This window comes from Mucispirillum schaedleri ASF457, from assembly GCF_000487995.2.
Classification (GTDB): domain Bacteria; phylum Chrysiogenota; class Deferribacteres; order Deferribacterales; family Mucispirillaceae; genus Mucispirillum; species Mucispirillum schaedleri.
Genome location: NZ_CP097562.1, coordinates 866,090 through 885,852 on the forward strand (window position 1 = coordinate 866,090; position 19,763 = coordinate 885,852).

Here is a 19,763-nt window from a genome sequence, read left to right on the forward strand (position 1 = left end):
AAAAATTATGAGTTTTTGGGAAGGATTTAATAAACTTCTTTTTGGAGAAAACAAGGCAGGCTCAAAACAGAAAGAGCAGTATGATAAATTAGCAAATTATGATAACAGAGTGGAAGATTTTGAAAGTTTAAGTGGAAATGTTATAAATGAAATGGCAAACCGTGGAATAATCAATTCTTCTGTTACTGGAAAAGCCTTAGGCAGTGCTGTGGCAGAAGCTGAAAATAATTACTGGAACGACCAAATGAAATTATTAGGTTACAGCTATGGCACAGATAAAAAAGGTATAGCAGAAGATTTATCATCAACTTTTACAAAAAGCTTTGTAAAAAGCATATTTTAAAGCATTTCATAAAAAAATGTCCGCCCTGCAATGCAGAGCGGACAATATATCAATGCAGTTACTTCACAGTATGGCAGTAAATATTCCAGTAATTTACTTTCAGACGGGACTTCCTGTCCCTACATTAGTCTTACTGAGCCTAAAAGGCGAAGTATATTGATTTATCCTTTATTTTCAAATTCGTCCATGAATTTGAAAAAATACGCTTGGTCGCAGTAAATGCTCCCGTCGCTTACTTTCAGACGGGACTTCCTGTCCCTTACATTGTCATACCGAGCCAAAGGCGAAGTATATTGATTTATCCTTTATTTTCAAATTCATCCATGAATTTGAAAAAACACGCTTGGTCGCAGTAAATGCTCCCGTCGCTTACTTTCAGACGGGACTTCCTGTCCCTTACATTGTCATACCGAGCCAAAGGCGAAGTATCTATAATAGTAATGTTTTATAGTTCCTTTGTTCGTTGATACTCACTTAGGAATACATATTTTAGTATTTCAAAAATGTATGCAGTATAAAAATGTTACTTCATTAAAAAATATACAAAGTTAAATAAAGTATTCATACATTTCAATTTATGTCTTACTGAGCTTGATTTTTAAGCGAAATATCTAAAAGAAAAGATAAGATAAAATAATTTAAATATTATGCTGATGTAATAATAGATGATTTAGATTTTTCGCCTTTAAAATCAGGCTCAAAGCGACTGCTGAACAGAATGATTATAAGTCCACTACTGCACTTGTTTCACTCTATCATGAAGAAATATTTTATTTTAAGCTGTATGGCATAACTGCAATGGTTTTATAACTCTTATGCTAAACCATAATCTACAAGAAGCTGTTCTCTATTTCTTCTAAACTCACTGCTTGATTTACTATCACTAACCTGTAGAAAACCAACTATTGTGCCTATTCTTGAACCCATATCTTCAATAGATTTGATTACTTTGCGAAGTTTCTGCTCTGTAATATCTTGAAACTCAAGTGATTCTAATATTTTAAAGCCAAGTGATTCTGCTTCAGAAAGATTATTTACTATTTTTTCATAAAGAGCCATAAATTCATCTTCATGTTCTTTATTAGCAAGTTTTTTCAGTGCTGCAATATCAGAAATAAATGACTTATAAAAATCAGCCATACTGTCTGATGCTTCCATTAAGTTAATAGTTGCTTTCTCTGTATCATCATTTACACCTTCAAGCATTGATGTTACATTTGGCAGATTTTCTTTAGATTTTTCAATCAGAGGGTCTATTTCATCAACTCTATTTTTAGTATCTAATATAAGCCTTAAAAGCTCTCCTATCTCACCTTTTATATTTACACCAATTTTACTTCCAGTTTCATCACCAGAGATAATTTTATCGGCAATTCTTTTTAACTCTTTTATTGACACTTGAACAGATTCTCCATCACTTGTTGGGTTTGCAGCAGGGGATGTATCTATCCCTACTTCTGGTGTCAGCCTTTCTTCCTCATACTGTTCCTCTACTGGATGAGTAATAATTTCAACCATAGGAACAGCATCTGGGTCTACAACAGAAAGGTCTATGTCTATATCAGTATTTTTTTTTTCCTCTCTGTGCTTTTTATTAAGCTCATCAGTTTCCGCTTCACGCATAGCCAGCTCTTTAGCAATTAAGCTGTCTAAATCATTCTGCTCTATCTGATCACTTGAATCTATTTGAAAGATAGCATTACTTTGCTCTAATGCATCTTTCAGCACATCATCTGGATTTAGCTGCGGCTTCCTTTTTTTTTTATTCAATTCGTCAGTTTCAGCTTCTCTCATAGCTAATTCTCTGGCTATTAATGCATCAATATTGTCTTCAATATCAGAATCTGCACTGCCAGTTTCTATTGCACTATCTCCCTCATCTGCTTCTGCACTGATAACTGGTGTTTCAACACTATTTGCATCTGGAAGCATTGTATCTTCAGCATGCTGTTCTTGAACAGGTGCCGGTGCTGCTGGCTCTGGTGCTGCAATAGGAGCTAATACTGTCTGTTTAGTTGAACCAAGCATTTTTTTACGAAGTTCACTTTCACTTGCTTCACTTTCATTAATAACTCTATCTATATCTAAAAGCATAATTAATCTAGAATCATATTTACAAATACCTAAAATATATTCTTGACCAATAGAGCCAACTAATGGCGGAGTAGGCTCAACCATAGAGCGTTTAATACGCATAACTTCTGTTACTTCATCAACAACAAAACCTATATTTTCATTATTAATGTTCACCACAATTATTCTAGTTGCTTTATCAAAATCATTTTTTGCAAGATTAAAGCGAACTCGTAAATCAATAACAGGAACTACCTTGCCACGAAGGTTCATAACACCAAGTATGTATGATTCCATACGAGGAACAATTGTGATTTCAATAGACCTGATGATTGTATTGATTTTCAGAACATCAATAGCATATTCTTCATCACCAAGTTTAACTCCAACAAGCTGGATTTGGTCCATCTCTTCTGCATATTCACTTTGTTCAACATCATCAAATAATTCTTCACTCATTAGCAAGCCTCTATAATTTAGCTATCATCTGGTCTCTGATATCGTCTATGCAACCAACTGTTTCACTATCAGGAAAACGCAGATAATAAGGTTTTAATAATTTTATACATTCACTTACCTTTTCATCATAAGGTAAAAATCCTAATTTTTCAATATCTATACTTAAATATTTTTTAACAACACTTTCAAAACCATAAAATACATTAAGCTCTCTTTTAAATTTAACCTGATTTAATATCATACCGGGTTTAAATGCTGCAACAAATGTTGTTATAGTTGCAGCAATGTCTTTATCTATCTGTGCAGTTGCTTCTATAATTGATTCAACATTAGGAAAATTCATACTTTTGCTGCGGAGTTTTTTATTAATATCTTCAAAATCCCACCTTTTAGAAAGAAAACGCTCAATATGTCGGTATATTGCAACTTTTAAAAAACCATAGGCATTTTCAATAGATGTAGGCTCTCCACTCATAACAACTATTTTTATATCAGCAACATTAAATAAATCAACCATATTAAAGCTGGTGCCTGCACCTAAATCTAAAATAGTGTAGTCATAATCCAGCTCTTGAATATTTGTAAGTATTTTAATCTTTTCAAACTTAGTAATATGAGCCATGCCAAGCACATCACCAGAGCCGCCTATAAAATCAACACCAGCTGGAGATTTAACTATAACATCTTTTAGCTCACTGCGTTCACGAATAAAATTATATAAGCCGATACCAGGGACTTTAAGCCCTACAAAGTTATGCAGGTTTGCCCCGCCTAAATCCGCGTCAACAAGTAATGTTCTATAACCTGCCGCACTTAAAGATAAAGCAAGACTTGATGAACAAAAACTCTTTCCTACGCCGCCTTTACCGCTTGCGATTGATATTAACTTTGACATTATCAGCCCTTTAATAATTTATAAATATAAACTCTTATATTACCATCTATTATATCTATACAATGTTATTTAAATAAATACAAGATAATTTTTATATTTTTATGTATATAAAATAAAATTTTTTATAACACCTTATTTTTTTCCAGTAATTTTATATATTTAATGTTTTTCAAATTCCTGCCATACAGGCTCTAATTCCTTATTAACTCTTTTAAGCCTGAAACCAAACACTATGGCAGAAATAATCATTATGCTGCACCATACAACCACTGTAATTTGCGGTGAAAAATGCTCTGTCATGATACCTGCAAAAAATGCTCCAAGCGGACCAAGACCATAAATGCCTATGGAATAAAGGCTTGCTGCCCTGCCACGCATATCACTTCTTACTGCTGACTGAAGATAAATATTTGTTGCAATAAGGGATGATATAAGACCAAATCCAGCAGGCACCATCATAACAAGTGAAAAATAGTGATTAGTGCTTAATCCAAAAATTATCATACATATACTATGCAGTAAAACAAGAGTAAATATTGCATTAGGCAGTTTTCTCATAGTGATAAATGCAGCTACTGCAAAAGCACCTGTCATTGCTCCAAGACCAAAAAAACCCTGCAGGAAACCTAAAAGCTGTGATGAACCATGCAGAACATCTTTTGCATATATTGGAAGCATTACAGAATAAGAATATGAAAAAAATCCAACTACTATAAAAAATGCAAACATTACACGCATATAGTATACATTTTTAGAATATTTTACTACTTCTACTATATCCTGAATAATACTTTGTTTTTTTGCCACTTTATTTTCTCTTGCTCTAAATTTTATGATAAATAATGCTGCAATTACAGGTATATAGCTTACTGCTGTTATTGCAAAACAAATTGCCTCATCTGTGATAAAAATTATAAATCCTGCAGCAGTAGGACCAATAAGCCTTGATAAATTAAATATTACAGAATGTAGAGCTATGGCACTTTTTAAATCAGAGTTTTTATTTACCATTAAAATAAGTGAAGCCTGTCTTGCCGGCATATCTACTGCAAATACTACTCCTAAATAAAAACTTAAAAATAAAATATGCCACATCTGAATTGTATCAGTAAAAATCAGCAAAGCCATTATTAAAGCATGCAGTAAAGTTAAAATCTGGGTAGCAATTATAAGCCTGCGAATATCATGCTTTTCAAGCCATGCCCCTGCAACTAATCCAACAATAAATATAGGTGCATTTGATAAAAGCTCCACAAGACCCAGCAAAAAAGCTGATTCAGTAGTGCGATAAACAAGCCATGATGCAGCAAGCTTCTGCACCCACATACCAGTTAAAGCCACAGACTGACCAGCCATATATATTGAAAAATTTTTTGATTTTAGTGCATCAAAAGTATGGACAACCATATATTTTACCTTAAAAAATATGCTTATTCACTGCATTATAATTTATCAACAAATAATAAGCAATAAAATAATGTAAAATATAAGGATAAATGAAATTTTGAAATAAATTATTTTATACCATATTTTGCTTTGCCGCTTTCATCACTGCCTTTATACACTTTATACCGTGCAGCTATAAAATATATAATAAAATATGTCAATACTGCACAAATTATACCTACAAAATGAGTTCCTACAATAAAAGGTATAAAAAGAGTTTTACCTGCTTCAAAAAGTGAAGATAAAGTTACATTATTCCAGTCAAAAGTAAAGGTGCTGTCCATACCAAGCAATATAAGACCTACTTTTGTTGTAAAAGCAAAAATAAATGGAATAGTAACAGGATTAGTAATATATACACCTATCATTAAAGGATATACAGGCAGATTAAAATAGCTTGATACAAAAAGTGCTATATAAGTTTGAGTGCCAACATAGGGAGAAATACCAATTAATGCACCAAGTGCAGATGATTTTGCAAGCACTCGTGGTGAAACATCAAGTGAAAGCATCATTTTCAGTTTTAATCTTATTCTAGCGATAAAACGAAGCCTTGATGTTCTATTTTTAAAAATTTTCAGCATTCAGCACCTAGAAAATATTTAAAGCTGATACTGCATCTTTTAAAACACTTTTTAGTTTTTCATTAGATGCTGCAAAATTAACAGTAGCTTCTAAAAGACCTTCTTTTGTGCCACAGTCAAAGCGTTTGCCTTCAAATTCATAGCCATATACATCATGATATGTAGCAGTATATTTCAGTGCATCTGTCAGCTGAAGCTCACCGCCTGCACCTTTTTCTATTTTACTTAATGCACTTATTACTTCAGGGGTTAAAATATATCTGCCAATAATTGCCATATTAGATGGCGGATTTTTTTCAGGTTTTTCAACCATATCTTTAAGACGAGAAAATCTGTCTGTTATGTTTTCTTTTATCTCAACAATGCCATATTTAGATGTTTCACCTTTTTCAACAGGCATAAGAGATATTACTGGACGCTCTACTTTATCATAACATTCCATTAACTGCTTTGTAACTGGTATTTCAGACAGGATAATATCATCTGGAAGAATAACTGCAAACGGCTCATCTTTTACAATATCTTTAACACACATTATAGCATTGCCAAGTCCAAGCATATACTTCTGGCGGACATATATAATATCCACCATTTCACTTATCCGTTTCATATCTTTTAAAATATCTTTTTTGCCGGATAACTCAAGCTGACTATTAAGCTCAACATTAACATCAAAATGGTCTTCTAATGCTTTTTTTGTGCGGCCGGTAATAAAAATAATCCTTTCTATACCCGCATCAATAACCTCTTCTACTGCATACTGTATAAGGGGCTTATCTATTAATGTTATCATCTCTTTTGGTATAGCTTTTGTTGCAGGAAGCATACGAGTGCCAAATCCAGCAACAGGAAATACTGCTGTCCTTATATTCATAATACCACCAAATAATGTATATCGCTTAAACTAAAATAGCATATAAAGAATTATAGTCAATACTTAAAAATCCTGCTTTTGTTTTTTATCCATAGTATGACTATTAATAAAATTTGCAAACCTGTCATACCATGCAGAAGGCATTGATACAGAAAGATGCCCAAAACTGTAATCATTAATTAAATAACCAGAAGCACCAGAAACAGATACTAACCACGGATTAAAATTACGAAGAACTGATTTTTCTGACTCTTTTTTAAAAGAAAACTTGCTAATCATAGGGATAAGTGCTGTAAGTGCTTCCAAATGTTTATCACCGCTCCCCCTGCCTATTGTAACAAGTTTATCACCTGCTGCATAAGCCTCTATTCTTCTGTTGTTTGCAAAGAAAACAAAATAATCTTTATTAAAAGTAGATGCTAAATCAAAATCAGTTTCCCAGATACAGACAGATTCACTGCCCTGCCCGACTATCCTGCTTGTAATAATAAAGCTGTCTCTGTTATTAGCAAGAACATCATTAAAAGATGTATATTGAATCATGCCCACATGCTCTTGAGACTCATCATTTCTTAAAACACTTCTTTTAAACAGCAAAAGGTCAGTAAAAGTGCCAACTGAAAGTTCTGGATAAGACATTTCCATATTTTTTTTAAAGCCCATAATTTTAAACCTTGAAAAAATATTCCGCTTAAAAAGATAAACTCTGTCTTCCCTTTCCATTTCGCCCTGTATTTCTGTGGTAAAGCATATATTTACACTGGATAAAAAGTAAAATACTCGCTCAGCAGAGCTTGCAGGAATATCTGAAGAATAAGCAAACTTGACATTTGCTCCATACATTTTCATTTCCATAGCCGCAAGACGCATATTAACTGATGGGTTTACTATCAATATATTAACCATATATTTTCACTTCCCTGTAAAATGAATCACGCTCAACTGCAACCATTCCTGCTGATTTTACCATAAATACAAGCTGTTCTGCTGTCATTGCATTATCAGTATTTTTCCCTGCTGCATACGCAATATTTTCTTTTACTATTGTGCCGTCTAAATCATCAGCACCAGCACGGAGAGCTGTTTGGGCTGTTTTATGACCAAGCATTACCCAGTATGATTTTATATGTGGTATATTTTCAAGCACAATTCTTGCACAAGATATAGTTCTAATATCTTCTATACCTGTTGCATGAAATTTTCCATGCAGAAATGTATCGTCTGGCTGGAATGAAAGCGGAATAAATGCAGAAAAACCAGTCAAACCGCGGCTTAATGATTTTTCCTGCAACTCTCTTAATAAAAGAAGATGCTGAAATTTATCGTCATCATTTTCTAAATGACCATAAAGCATAGTTGCATTAGTAGTAAGCCCAGTATTATGTGCTGTTTCATGAATTTCAAGCCATCTGGAAGCTGGTATTTTTTCTGGACATATCTGTTTTCTCACATGGCCTGCAAATATTTCTGCACCACCGCCCGGCATCATTTCCACCCCTGCTTTTTTTAATGCTTCTAAAACTTCTGATATGCTTTTTCCTGAAATACGGGAAAAATAATCAATCTCCACTGCGGAAAATGCTTTTATAGTTTTCTCTGGAAAGTTAGTTTTTAAAGCATGCACCATATCTATATAATATTCAAACGGATAATCAGGGTGTAAACCGCCAACAATATGTATTTCACAAGCATCACTGCCTTTTTGAGAAACATATTTTACAGCATCATCAGGTGTCATATTATAAGAGCCATCTTCATTTTTATTCTTAGCAAAAGCACAAAATTTACAGTGGCTTACACATATATTTGTATAGTTTAAATGCAGATTGCGGACAAAAAACACTTTTTTTCCCCATTTTGACTGCCTTATTTTATCAGCTTTTTCTAAAAGACTGTGAAATTCTAACTGAAATGGATTTTCCATATTTCTCCCTGTAACAATCACTTTTCTTATCAAGTTTAGTATTATATCATATTGTAAAAACTATTGCAAAGTAAAAAATACTCTGACTTACTTTTTATATTATATTGATTTAAATATAAAAATTATTGACATTTTACATTATTATACATTATCCTGAATAAACTATTACAAAGAGAATATGCTTATATGATTAACAATATTTTAGAAAACTTTATAAAACTTAAAAAATCTTATGATGAAAAAAAATAATAAGTATTTTATTATAATTATTGTAATTACAGCTTTATTTGGCTGCTCTAAAACACATGATGAATATTTATCAGAAGCAGCAGCATTTTATGAAAATAAAAAATATGATAAGGCTCTGTATATGTATGATAAAGCATGCGAAAAAGGAAACCTAAAAGGCTGTATGTTTTTAGCGGATGTTTACAAAAAAGGCACAGCAGCAGCTGTTGATAACAATAAGTCTTTAAATTATTATAAAAAATCATTTCTTTTAGCAGATATTTACTGTCAGCAGAATAGTAAAGATGCCTGTAAAACTCTAAGTTTTTTATATGAAAACGGTTTAGGTATAGAAAAAGATTTAAATGAGGCAGACAGTGCTTCTGAAAAATCATGTGATTTAGGTGATGCTGCAAGCTGCTATTATTTAGCAAGAATTAATGCTGATAATATAACTGAATTTCTATCATATACTGATAAAGCATGCCAGAATAACCTTGCTTATGCCTGCCTTGTGATTGGTAATACTTATCTGACAGGTTTTAATGAAAATATGGCAGAAGTCAAAAAAGATACAGAAAAAGGTATATTATATATTAATAAAGCCTGTGAAATAAATAATGAAATATGTGCAAACCTCGCTGATATTTACATAAGTGGTGATGATATAGAGCAGGACTATAATACAGCTGTTACATATTATAATACCGCATTAAAACATTATGAAATGCTGTGCACAGAAAAAAATAATAATAACCCTGCATGCAGAGCCATAGATATTATAAAAGCAAAATATTCTTATGATAATAATACTATTTTTTAAACCCTATCATTCTTACTTCAGGTTCTAATTTTATACCTGTTTTATCATATACTGTGTTTTGAATATGCAGTATCAGGTTATATATATCAGAGCTTGATGCATTATCTTCATTTAAAATAAAATTAGCATGCTTTATACTGACTTCTGCTCCACCTATGCGGCAGCCTTTCAGCCCGCATTTTTCTATTAATGTGCCGGCATAGTTTCCCGCAGGTCTTTTAAATACTGAGCCGCAGGAAGGCTTATGCAGCGGTTGTTTTTCTTTGCGTTTTTCAAGAATTTCTTTTCTTATATTTAAAAGTTCTTCACTTGTTTTTCTGCCATATAAAAACTCTGCCCATAATACAATACAGTCATTTGTTCCTGAGCTTAATCTGTAACCATAGCCTATTTCTTCATTAGTTTTTATTACTATCCTGCCATTTTTATCCATAAGAGCAGCTTTTATATTTGTATCTTTTATTTCCTGATTATATGCACCAGCATTCATTTTAACTGCTCCGCCAGTGCTTCCGGGTATACCAGCCATTGATTCCATACCAGAAAACCCATGACTGCATGTGTAATAGACTAAATCAGCTAAACTTATGCCAGCTCCGCACTTTATGATATTATTACCATAGTTAATAATATATCTGTTTAATTTTGCTGTGCATATAATCAAGCCATTATATCCACCATCACTGATTAATAAATTTGAGCCGCCGCCTATTACTTCATAATCTAGATTATTACTGTGTGCAAAATCCAGTGCCTGCCTTACATCATCATTATTATAACACACAGCAAAATATTTTGCCATGCCGCCTGTTTTATAGCTTGTATATTCTTTTAAAAACACATTTTTTTCTATTATCATACCTGTTTATTTATCTCTGCACCCTGTAATATATTTTTACAGTTACATTCTTCCCTTTTATCATATTTTAAATACTGCTCTATTATTTTTGATATTTTTAATGTATTTCTTTTTGCTTCTTCTATTACTTCATCACTTGTAAGTTTCCTGTTTTCTTCAACACCTGCTGCAGCATTAGTAACAAGTGAGATATTTGCATAACATATTCCCATTTCCTTTGATAAAGTAACTTCTGGAAACAATGTCATACCTACCATATCTGCACCCCAGTTTCTATACATTTTTATTTCTGCAGGTGTTTCAAACCGTGGACCATTAGTGCATATATATATGCCTTTATCTATTAAATCAATGCCGCATAAATCTGCACTTTCTTTTAACTTTAATCGTAATGATGGACAAAACGGCAGGCTCATATCAATATGCACCACATAACCTGTTCTGTCATAAAAAGTAACATTTCCCCTTACAGTATTATCTATTGCATCATCTGTTAAAACTAAATCACCATTTTTATAATTTAAGTTTATGCCACCAACAGCTGAAAATGATAATATTTCCTGCACCCCTGCCTGATAAAAACCATAAATATTTGCTTTATAGTTTATCTGATGTGGAGCAAACCTGTGGTCATCGCCATGTCTTGATAAGGAATAGACTATAACATCGCTGTTTTTATATATTTTATATTTACAGCTTGGTCTGCCATAGGGTGTTTCTATAAATTCTTCCCCATAAAACTTAAGAGATGTAATATTTTCCAGTCCACTGCCGCCTATTATGCCAATCTTTTTCATTTAATTTCTCACTTTGAAATGTGGCAGATGCCAGTTTTTATATATTGCTAATATCCTTATAGATGTTACTGCAACAGAAGTTATGAAAATATTTATATTTAAACTTATGTTCATCTTATATATTATAATAAATATTATGCCGCCAATAATAGATGCTGATGCATACACTTCCTTTTTTAATACAAACGGCACTTCACCTGCCAAAGTGTCCCTAATCATACCGCCTGCTGTGGCAGTCATAACACCAAAAAATACTATGCCGTATAATTCTACATTGTATGAAACTGCTACACTTGCACCTATACTTGTAAAAACACCAAGTCCAATGGCATCTGCAATATTTAATGTTTTCATTGGAATGCTTTTTTCCACTACTGAATTTAAGAAAAATACAAGCAGTGTTGCCACAGCTATTACAATCATATAATTTGCATCAGTTAAAACAAATGGCGGTATTCTGCCAAGCATTATATCACGCATTGTGCCGCCGCCTGCCCCAACAGATATGGCAAGCACAAACATTCCATATATATCCATATCCTTTTTTACACCAAGCAGTGCACCAGATATTGCAAAAGCAAATGTTCCAAATAAATCAAAAAAATATAAAACACTCATTTTATCCCTATAATTTTTGCATAACTATATGCTTTTTACATTCTGTGGCAATATATTCATCATGTGTTACTATAATAACACATACACCATTTTCTGCCTGCTGTTTTAAAATATCAAGCACTGCTAAACTGTTAGATTTATCAAGATTTCCAGTAGGCTCATCAGCAAGTATTATTTCAGGCTTATTAGATAATGCTCTTGCCACTGCTATTCTCTGCTGTTCGCCACCAGAAAGCTCTGATGGATAGTGATTTCTTCTTTCATAAAGGCATACACTTTTAATAAGTTCTTCTGCCCGCTTTTCTGCATCGCGTTTTGAAACATTATGTATAAGCATAGGTATCATAATATTTTCAATTGCTGTAAAATCATCAAGCAGATAATGAAACTGAAAAACAAAGCCCATATTTTTACCCCTGTAAACATTAAGCTCTGTTTCTTTCATATTATAAATATCTATATTATTAAAAATTACATTACCTTTTGTAGGCTTATCAAGTCCGCCTATAATATGCAAAAGGGTTGACTTGCCTGCACCCGACGGACCTGTTAACGCTATTAAATCACCTTTTTCTGCTGTAAAATTAAAGTCATTTATTACATTCAGAGAGCTGCCTTTCATATCAAAACTTTTTGAAACATTTTTTATTTCCAGTAAACTCATTGTTATATCCTTAATCGTTCCTTATGCCGTCTACAATATTCATTTTAGCACTTTGGTTAGATGGCAAAAGGCTTGCTAAAAATGTAACTAAAACTGCACATACTGAAACCACCAAATATACATGATAATCAATATTTAAAGGCAGACTATCCATAAAATATATATCTTCAGGAAGTTTTATCAGTTTATATTTTGTAACAAGCACAGAAAGCAGTAACGCTGCAATATTTCCTAATGCTGTGCCTAATATACCAACAATTAACCCCTGTCTTATAAATATACTTCTTATACATGATGAGCCTGCACCATAAGCTCTGAGTATAGCAATATCTTTCTGCTTATCCTTTACAGTAATTGCTATCATTGAAACAATACTAAATGATGCAACTATAATAATTAATGTAAGCACAATAAATAGTGCATATTTTTCAAGCTCTAGTGCAGAAAAAAGACTTTGATTCATAGAAAGCCAGTCTCTAGCCCAGTATTTATTTTCTATTTTCTGGTTTATTGTATATACTAAATCAATAGAATTTATACCACTTTCTACAGCAACACTTATGCCTGTTACACTGTTTTCTTTTAATCCAATAAAATCCTGTGCAGCTTCTATGCTGATATAAGCCATACTTGCATTATATTCATATACTCCAGTATCAAAAATACCTTTTACTATAAAGCTGCGCATTTTTGGATTTAAACCAAAAGGTCCGCGGTTTAACTGTGGGCTGATTAATGTGATAGTATCACCAATACCAGCCATTAATGAAAATGCTAAATTTTTACCAAGAAGTATGCCATAAGGCTCCCCTTCCTGCCTGTTTTTCAAATCATCAATAGTGCCAAAAGTGATAAAAGAAGATATTTTTGAAACAGTTTTTTCCAAATCTGCATCAATACCTTTTATAATAATGCCTGAAACTCCACTGCCGCTCATAGAAACTGCCTGAGTGTTTACAAAAGGTGCTGCTGCTTTTACACCTTTTATATTCTCCACTTCCTTTATCAGTTTGTCATAATCTCTAACAGGCACAGTAGAAAAATCTGTTATAATAATATCGGAATTTGTCCCCATCAGCTTTTCTTTTAAATTGTTTGTAAATCCAGACATTACACTAACTACAAGTATTAATGTGGCAGTGCCAAGCATTAAACCTATAATAGATGTAATAGAAAGAAATGAAACAATACTGTTTCGTTTATGGCTTTTAAAATATCTTAATGCAATAAGATTATCTATTTTCATTAAAAATCAACACCTTTTGTTATTTTAAATAAGTCATTTTAAGCCTGATTTTAAGGCGAAAAATCTAAATCATATATATATTACAGCAGTGTATAATATATTTAAAGTATCTTGTCTTTTAGATACTTCGCTATATTTCAAGCTCTGTATGACATGCAGTTTTAGCATTATAAGTCATTTTGAGCCTGATTTTAAGGCGAAAAATCTAAATCATATATATATTACAGCAGTGTATAATATATTTAAAGTATCTTGTCTTTTAGATACTTCGCTATAAATCAAGCTCTGTATGACATGCTGATTTCATTATTATTTTACCCAATAGTTTGGAGCCTCTTTTGTGATTTGCACATCATGAACATGTGATTCTGAAAGCCCTGCACTTGTTATGCGGACAAATTTTGCATTGCTGCGTAAATCATCAATAGTTTTACAGCCTGCATATCCCATACCTGAACGAAGACCGCCAATTAACTGATAAATTGTATGATTTAACTCACCTTTAAAATGAACACGGCCTTCAATACCTTCTGGAACAAATTTTACATCACTTACAGTTCCATCTTGGAAATATCTATCTTTTGAGCCGTCTTTCATAGCACCAACTGAGCCCATACCACGATATACTTTATAGCTTCTTCCTTGATAAAGCTCTATTTCTCCGGGTGCTTCTAAAGTCCCTGCCAATAGTGAGCCAAGCATTACAGAATTTGCCCCTGCTGCTATTGCTTTTACTATATCGCCAGAATATTTTATGCCGCCATCTGCAATTATAGGGATACCAGCATCACGAGCTGCTACAGAGCAGTCAAGAATTGCTGTAATCTGTGGCACACCAACACCTGCAACAATACGAGTTGTGCATATTGAGCCGGGTCCGATACCTACTTTAACACAATCTGCTCCTGCTTTTGCTAACTCTCTAACTGCTGCACTTGTTGCCACATTACCTGCTACAACTTGTAAATCAGGATATTTTCTTTTAATTTGGTTTACCATATCTATTACTTTCTGAGAATGACCATGAGCAGTATCTACGGTAATAACATCTACTTTTTTGCTTACAAGCTCATCAACCCTTTCTAATGTATCTGGTGCTGTGCCAACTGCCGCACCTGCTAAAAGCCTGCCCATTTTATCTTTTGATGCAAGTGGGTATTTTAAGCGTTTATTTATATCTTTTATAGTTATTAAACCTTTTAAACAGTAGTTATCATCAACTACTAAAAGTTTTTCTATTCTGTGCTTGTGTAAATGCTCAATAGCATCTTCAAAAGATGTGCCAACTGGAACTGTTACAAGATTTTCGCTTGTCATATATTCTGATACCTTAGATGAAGTATCTTTAACAAAACGCAAATCTCTGTTCGTTAAAATGCCGCATAATTTACCATTTTTAACAACAGGTATACCAGAAATCTTATATTTTGTCATAAGCTCCCATGCATCACCAATAGTCTGGTCTGGGTCAATAGTAATAGGGTCTACTATCATACCGCTTTCTGAGCGTTTCACTTTATCTACTTCATCTGCCTGTTTTTCAATAGACATGTTTTTATGAATAAATCCAAGACCACCAACTTGAGCCATAGCTATTGCAAGCTTTGCTTCCGTTACAGTATCCATTGCTGCTGAAACAATTGGAATATTTAATGTAATTGAATTAGTCAGTTTAGTTGCAGTAATAACATCTGATGGTAAAATCTCAGAGTATGCAGGTGCAACAAGCACATCATCAAAAGTAAGTGCCTCTCCTAAGAATTTATTTTCGTAGTATTGAGTAAATTTGTTCACAAAAGCCTCCAATAAAAGACAAATCAAAAAATCTATTAACTATAATACATAATAAAAATTTTATTCAGTCCAAAATTATATCTATCATTTTATTATATGATAAACCTTTACTATTTATCAAGATTTAAAAAAATATTTTCATCAATAACACTTCTTTTATATATACCACTTTGGCATATAAATGGTGTATACCTTTTAAAACTGTTAGAAACTACACGCTTTATTATTTTATCCACACTTTCTTTGTCATACTTTTCATAAAGTTCATTTCTGCATAAATGCTGCTGCTCTATATCATATAAAATATTATCTATTAGTTCATAAGTAAAACCTAACTCTGCCTCATCAGTCTGACCCGGCCACAAATCTGCAGTAGGTGCTTTTTTAATAATACTTTCAACCATTTCAGCAGCATTACTTACTCTATAAACTTCCCTTTTATAAAGTTCGCCAATAATATTTATACTTGAAGCAGTATCTCCATACCATGTTCCATATCCTAAAAGCAGCTCTGTTCTGTTGGTTGTGCCAATAACAATTCCTTTATTTTCTGCAGCTTTATCAAACAGTATAATCATTCTACAGCGAGCCATAATATTGCCTTTTCTAAGTGGTGTAGTATTTTCACATATTTTAATAAAAGCATCTGCTGGTGCAGAAATATCCACAATATCAAGTTGAAAGCCATATTTTTCTGATAACTTTAAAGCATCATTATAAGAATGTTCTGATGAAGTTTTATAAGGCATAAAAAAGCCTTTTACTCTGTCTTTACCAATAGCAGCACAAGCAATACTAGATACAAGGGCAGAATCTATCCCACCTGATATACCTATAACGGCATTTTCTGCACCTGTTTTATTAAAAGCATTTTTAAAAGATAATGTTAAGTTATTAAATATATCAGAATAATTCATAAACTATTCCTGTATGCTGCTTTTGCGTATATATTCGCCACTTTTACCGCCTGATTTATGCTGAAGCATAATATCACTGATTATCATATCTTTATCTACTGCTTTGCACATATCATATATTGTAAGTGCAGCAACAGAAACACCTGTCAATGCTTCCATTTCCACACCTGTTTTATCATCAAGCCCGACAGTTACTTCAATATCAACCTGACCTTTATCAATATTATAGCTGAATTCTACATTAACCTTACTGATTGCAAGAGGATGGCATAATGGTATCAAATGGGGTGTCTGCTTAACTGCCATAATAGCTGCAATTCTTGCTACTTCAAATACATTGCCTTTTTTAATACTCATATTTACAATCTTCTGCAAAGTTTCCTTATTCATTGTAACTCTGCCTGTTGCTGCTGCTTCTCTTTTAGTAGGAACTTTCCCGCTTACATCTACCATACGGCTTGCACCCTTTTCATCAAAATGAGTAAATTCCATTTATACAACCCCTTTTATTATTTTGGAAAAACTTTAAATAAATCTTTCACAAGTATATTACATTCAGCAAGGCTTAATAATGATACATTTTCTTTGCGGATTTTCTCAATATTCACCTTATTAGGTGTTAATACAATATTTGCATATTCTTTTTCAAAATCAACCACATTGCCGATTTCATCATAAGTTGGAATTTTGATAACTATATTTAAACTTTCTGCATTTGTTAATACAAGCCTGCCTAAAATCAAATCTAGAAGCTGCTGCATATAAGCATATAAATCATTATCATTATATGATGGTATAGGTCTGCCTTGCAAATCTGCACAGGCATAATGAAAAACAAGTGTTACATTATTTTTTATATTTTTAGCATCAACAAGCTCAAATATGGGACGAATTTGATATTTTTTTGCATAGCTTGAATTTTCAAGTGTATCATCAAATTTATTTAACAAATCTTCAAGCTCAATAGAAATCGTTTTATTCATCTGATTTTTTGCAACAGTTTCATCCATAAAAAGTTTAGTTGTTCTTACATATTTTTTCTGGATATAAGCTTCTTCATTATTATACATAATGACCCTGTACCAGTCATCAGTTTCCCCTATTAAAATAACTTTTTCAGCACCTGATGAATACCTTAAAATTCTTGATTTAAGGGATGGAGCTGCACAAAAAGGCACTCTATTATAAGGAATATGACCAACACCTTCCACCACTTCCACAATCTGTTTTTCTTCACTAATGCCTATATTTGGCATACCTGCACCTGCTTCATCAGGGTTATCCGCCTCTTCATTAGGTGCAAACTGCTCATTAGCTGCTGCATTTGCATTAGTATTTACAGCACCATTTACTGCAGCTTGAGCAAATACATAAGATGAAAAACAAACTGTAATAATTAAAATCAATACTGTTTTATACATTAAATCTAAAATACATTATATCGCCATCCTGAACAACATAATCTTTTCCTTCAAGTCTTAATCTGCCGTTTTCTTTTGCTGTTGTAAGGGATTTATATTTTTCAAAATCAGCATAAGAACATACTTCTGCTCGGATAAAGCCTCGTTCAATATCAGAATGAATTTTACCTGCAGCCTGTGGAGCAGAAGCTCCGTTTTCAACAGTCCATGCACGGACTTCTTTTTCACCTGCTGTAAAAAATGTAATTAATCCAAGCAGGTCATAGCCGCTTTTTATAAGACTGTCAAGCCCGCTTCTTTCCATTCCAAGAGTTTGTAAATATTCTTTTGCTTCTTCTTCTGATAAATCCTGAAGCTCACATTCTGTTTTACCGCATATTTTTACAACTTCCGCACCTTCTGATGATGCAATCTGGCGGACAGTTTTAACATGCTCATTATCTTCTGCTAGTGCATCTTCATCAACATTTGCCACATAAAGCACTGGTTTTATTGTAATAAAGTTATATTCTCTAATTTCATCAATATATTCTGGATGCTCTTTAAGTAATGCTCTTAAAGGCTTACCCTCATCTGCACATTTTAAAAACTCTTCTAACACTTCTACTTTCTTTTTTAAAGCCTTATCACCGCTTTTTGCTGCCTTTTGGTGTTTTGTAACAGCTTTATCTAATATTTCCATATCAGCAAGCAAAAGCTCTGTATTAATTATTTCTATATCATTAGCAGGGTCTACTTTATTTTCTACATGAACGATTTCATCATTTTCAAAACAGCGAACAACATGTGCAACAGCATCAGTCTGCCTGATATGAGTTAAAAACTGGTTGCCCCTGCCTTCCCCATGACTTGCACCTTTTACAAGTCCTGCAATATCCACAAACTCTACAGTTGTAGGAACAATAGATTTTGGCTTAATATACTGAATAATAAAATTCATTCTCTCATCAGGAACAGGAATAACCCCCCTGTTTGGATCAATAGTACAAAATGGATAGTTTGCACTTTCTGCATTCTGTGCTTTTGATAAAGCATTAAAAATAGTTGATTTACCTACATTTGGCAGGCCGACAATACCACAACTGAAACCCATTTATCACCTTTTACATATATTTATAATCATGAAATGTTATATAGAATTTTATTATTTTTTTCAATATATAAATTACTGCTTCACCCCCATTTTTTAAAACTATAATTAAAAATGATTATTTATAATAAAATTAGTAATTATTATTTTATTAAACAATATGTATTTGTAGTATATTTTAAACTATCTATCTGTCTCAAATCTCACAAATCAAGTTTTCGTTATTTCATTTATCATGTTCCAATTTCTTACATATTCGCTGTTTTTTCTTTCAGCCACTTTTTTTGTTTCCTCACTTCTCAGTCGGAAAACATATCGGGCTTATTATTCCCGATTGTTTCTGGACACGGAACGAAGTAGAGCAAAAAAGTGTCCTCGCAAAAAACGCTCGCACTGCTGCTGCAACTAACTTCGTTCAGACAAGCAGTCAGCAAATCGTTCCACAAAAACAGCTCATAAGAAATTAAGTCGCAAAGAAAACTAAATAATACAGGTGAATCCTCTAAAAGCAGATGTTAAAACATATTAATATATATTAATTTTAAAAACCTATTTTTAAGCTTCGTATGTATTTTATCTTTATTATATAGTTATAAATATTCTTTCCAAAAAAATGTGATAAGCCAAATTAATTATTTATATTTATGATTAGCATAATTTAGAATAAACCTGCGGATAAGCTGCATATTTATCAGCAGGTTTTTAAGA

General features: G+C 32.7%; 19 protein-coding genes. 2 read left to right on the forward strand and 17 right to left on the reverse strand.

All coding sequences use genetic code 11. From position 1 onward, the window contains the following. Positions 1 to 7 precede the first annotated feature (7 nt). Complete coding sequence (locus tag N508_RS04060; RefSeq protein ID WP_023275128.1) at positions 8 to 343, forward strand: hypothetical protein; 336 nt, start codon at positions 8 to 10, stop codon at positions 341 to 343. A gap of 813 nt (positions 344 to 1,156) precedes the next feature. On the opposite strand, the gene N508_RS04065 is transcribed toward N508_RS04060, so the two are convergent. From N508_RS04065 to N508_RS04095, 7 genes are all read right to left on the reverse strand, one after another. After that, positions 1,157 to 2,875, reverse strand: a complete 1,719-nt coding sequence (locus N508_RS04065) for a chemotaxis protein CheW (RefSeq protein WP_023275129.1) — start codon at positions 2,873 to 2,875, stop codon at positions 1,157 to 1,159. A 10-nt stretch (positions 2,876 to 2,885) separates the two neighbouring features. Continuing rightward, positions 2,886 to 3,770 carry a nucleotide-binding protein gene (locus N508_RS04070; RefSeq protein ID WP_023275130.1) on the reverse strand — a complete coding sequence of 295 codons (885 nt, stop codon included), beginning with the start codon at positions 3,768 to 3,770 and terminating at the stop codon, positions 2,886 to 2,888. A gap of 159 nt (positions 3,771 to 3,929) precedes the next feature. Further along, positions 3,930 to 5,177, reverse strand: a complete 1,248-nt coding sequence (locus N508_RS04075) for an MFS transporter (RefSeq protein WP_023275131.1) — start codon at positions 5,175 to 5,177, stop codon at positions 3,930 to 3,932. A gap of 107 nt (positions 5,178 to 5,284) precedes the next feature. After that, positions 5,285 to 5,800 (reverse strand): DUF2062 domain-containing protein, encoded by a 516-nt coding sequence (locus tag N508_RS04080; RefSeq protein WP_023275132.1) that lies wholly within the window; start codon positions 5,798 to 5,800, stop codon positions 5,285 to 5,287. A gap of 7 nt (positions 5,801 to 5,807) precedes the next feature. Further along, entirely contained in the window at positions 5,808 to 6,674 is an 867-nt protein-coding gene (gene galU / locus N508_RS04085) for a UTP--glucose-1-phosphate uridylyltransferase GalU (protein ID WP_023275133.1), read from the reverse strand. A 63-nt stretch (positions 6,675 to 6,737) separates the two neighbouring features. Continuing rightward, entirely contained in the window at positions 6,738 to 7,580 is an 843-nt protein-coding gene (locus tag N508_RS04090) for a hypothetical protein (protein ID WP_023275134.1), read from the reverse strand. After that, the gene (locus N508_RS04095) at positions 7,573 to 8,598 is read right to left on the reverse strand and encodes a CofH family radical SAM protein (RefSeq protein WP_023275135.1); all 1,026 of its coding nucleotides are present in this window, start codon (positions 8,596 to 8,598) and stop codon (positions 7,573 to 7,575) included. The genes N508_RS04090 and N508_RS04095 overlap by 8 nt, the downstream gene beginning before the upstream one ends. Before the next feature lie 232 nt (positions 8,599 to 8,830). On the opposite strand from N508_RS04095, the gene N508_RS04100 reads away from it, so the two are divergent. After that, positions 8,831 to 9,649: a tetratricopeptide repeat protein gene (locus N508_RS04100; protein WP_023275136.1), complete on the forward strand. Its 819-nt coding sequence runs from the start codon at positions 8,831 to 8,833 to the stop codon at positions 9,647 to 9,649. On the opposite strand, the gene murB is transcribed toward N508_RS04100, so the two are convergent. The 10 genes from murB to ychF form a co-directional block, all read right to left on the reverse strand. Beyond that, positions 9,639 to 10,508: a UDP-N-acetylmuramate dehydrogenase gene (murB, locus tag N508_RS04105; RefSeq protein ID WP_023275137.1), complete on the reverse strand. Its 870-nt coding sequence runs from the start codon at positions 10,506 to 10,508 to the stop codon at positions 9,639 to 9,641. The two genes, N508_RS04100 and murB, sit on opposite strands and share 11 nt — an antisense overlap. Continuing rightward, a complete protein-coding gene (locus N508_RS04110; RefSeq protein ID WP_023275138.1) occupies positions 10,505 to 11,305 on the reverse strand; it encodes an S-methyl-5'-thioinosine phosphorylase in 801 nt (266 codons plus the stop codon). The genes murB and N508_RS04110 overlap by 4 nt, the downstream gene beginning before the upstream one ends. Continuing rightward, on the reverse strand, positions 11,306 to 11,923 hold the full coding sequence (locus tag N508_RS04115; RefSeq protein WP_023275139.1) for a trimeric intracellular cation channel family protein: 618 nt from the start codon (positions 11,921 to 11,923) through the stop codon (positions 11,306 to 11,308). A gap of 7 nt (positions 11,924 to 11,930) precedes the next feature. Then, positions 11,931 to 12,587, reverse strand: a complete 657-nt coding sequence (locus N508_RS04120) for an ABC transporter ATP-binding protein (protein ID WP_023275140.1) — start codon at positions 12,585 to 12,587, stop codon at positions 11,931 to 11,933. Between the two features lie 10 nt (positions 12,588 to 12,597). Then, positions 12,598 to 13,833, reverse strand: a complete 1,236-nt coding sequence (locus tag N508_RS04125; protein WP_023275141.1) for an ABC transporter permease — start codon at positions 13,831 to 13,833, stop codon at positions 12,598 to 12,600. A 309-nt stretch (positions 13,834 to 14,142) separates the two neighbouring features. Next, positions 14,143 to 15,627 carry an IMP dehydrogenase gene (guaB, locus tag N508_RS04130; RefSeq protein WP_023275142.1) on the reverse strand — a complete coding sequence of 495 codons (1,485 nt, stop codon included), beginning with the start codon at positions 15,625 to 15,627 and terminating at the stop codon, positions 14,143 to 14,145. Positions 15,628 to 15,737: 110 nt separating this feature from the next. After that, on the reverse strand, positions 15,738 to 16,544 hold the full coding sequence (locus tag N508_RS04135) for an NAD+ synthase (protein WP_023275143.1): 807 nt from the start codon (positions 16,542 to 16,544) through the stop codon (positions 15,738 to 15,740). Between the two features lie 3 nt (positions 16,545 to 16,547). Beyond that, a complete protein-coding gene (moaC, locus tag N508_RS04140) occupies positions 16,548 to 17,036 on the reverse strand; it encodes a cyclic pyranopterin monophosphate synthase MoaC (protein WP_023275144.1) in 489 nt (162 codons plus the stop codon). 17 nt (positions 17,037 to 17,053) lie between these two features. Continuing rightward, on the reverse strand, positions 17,054 to 17,965 hold the full coding sequence (locus N508_RS04145) for an SH3 domain-containing protein (RefSeq protein WP_023275145.1): 912 nt from the start codon (positions 17,963 to 17,965) through the stop codon (positions 17,054 to 17,056). Continuing rightward, entirely contained in the window at positions 17,958 to 19,058 is a 1,101-nt protein-coding gene (gene ychF / locus N508_RS04150) for a redox-regulated ATPase YchF (protein ID WP_023275146.1), read from the reverse strand. The genes N508_RS04145 and ychF overlap by 8 nt, the downstream gene beginning before the upstream one ends. Positions 19,059 to 19,763 lie beyond the last annotated feature (705 nt).

Excerpts from the sequence above, each read along its gene's own strand:
- N508_RS04060 (WP_023275128.1), top strand. The coding sequence starts at position 8 with ATGAGTTTTTGGGAAGGATTTAATAAACTTCTTTTTGGAGAAAACAAG.
- N508_RS04065 (WP_023275129.1), bottom strand. The coding sequence starts at position 2,875 with ATGAGTGAAGAATTATTTGATGATGTTGAACAAAGTGAATATGCAGAA.
- N508_RS04070 (WP_023275130.1), bottom strand. The coding sequence starts at position 3,770 with ATGTCAAAGTTAATATCAATCGCAAGCGGTAAAGGCGGCGTAGGAAAG.
- N508_RS04075 (WP_023275131.1), bottom strand. The coding sequence starts at position 5,177 with ATGGTTGTCCATACTTTTGATGCACTAAAATCAAAAAATTTTTCAATA.
- N508_RS04080 (WP_023275132.1), bottom strand. The coding sequence starts at position 5,800 with ATGCTGAAAATTTTTAAAAATAGAACATCAAGGCTTCGTTTTATCGCT.
- galU (WP_023275133.1), bottom strand. The coding sequence starts at position 6,674 with ATGAATATAAGGACAGCAGTATTTCCTGTTGCTGGATTTGGCACTCGT.
- N508_RS04090 (WP_023275134.1), bottom strand. The coding sequence starts at position 7,580 with ATGGTTAATATATTGATAGTAAACCCATCAGTTAATATGCGTCTTGCG.
- N508_RS04095 (WP_023275135.1), bottom strand. The coding sequence starts at position 8,598 with ATGGAAAATCCATTTCAGTTAGAATTTCACAGTCTTTTAGAAAAAGCT.
- N508_RS04100 (WP_023275136.1), top strand. The coding sequence starts at position 8,831 with ATGATGAAAAAAAATAATAAGTATTTTATTATAATTATTGTAATTACA.
- murB (WP_023275137.1), bottom strand. The coding sequence starts at position 10,508 with ATGATAATAGAAAAAAATGTGTTTTTAAAAGAATATACAAGCTATAAA.
- N508_RS04110 (WP_023275138.1), bottom strand. The coding sequence starts at position 11,305 with ATGAAAAAGATTGGCATAATAGGCGGCAGTGGACTGGAAAATATTACA.
- N508_RS04115 (WP_023275139.1), bottom strand. The coding sequence starts at position 11,923 with ATGAGTGTTTTATATTTTTTTGATTTATTTGGAACATTTGCTTTTGCA.
- N508_RS04120 (WP_023275140.1), bottom strand. The coding sequence starts at position 12,587 with ATGAGTTTACTGGAAATAAAAAATGTTTCAAAAAGTTTTGATATGAAA.
- N508_RS04125 (WP_023275141.1), bottom strand. The coding sequence starts at position 13,833 with ATGAAAATAGATAATCTTATTGCATTAAGATATTTTAAAAGCCATAAA.
- N508_RS04135 (WP_023275143.1), bottom strand. The coding sequence starts at position 16,544 with ATGAATTATTCTGATATATTTAATAACTTAACATTATCTTTTAAAAAT.
- moaC (WP_023275144.1), bottom strand. The coding sequence starts at position 17,036 with ATGGAATTTACTCATTTTGATGAAAAGGGTGCAAGCCGTATGGTAGAT.
- N508_RS04145 (WP_023275145.1), bottom strand. The coding sequence starts at position 17,965 with ATGTATAAAACAGTATTGATTTTAATTATTACAGTTTGTTTTTCATCT.
- ychF (WP_023275146.1), bottom strand. The coding sequence starts at position 19,058 with ATGGGTTTCAGTTGTGGTATTGTCGGCCTGCCAAATGTAGGTAAATCA.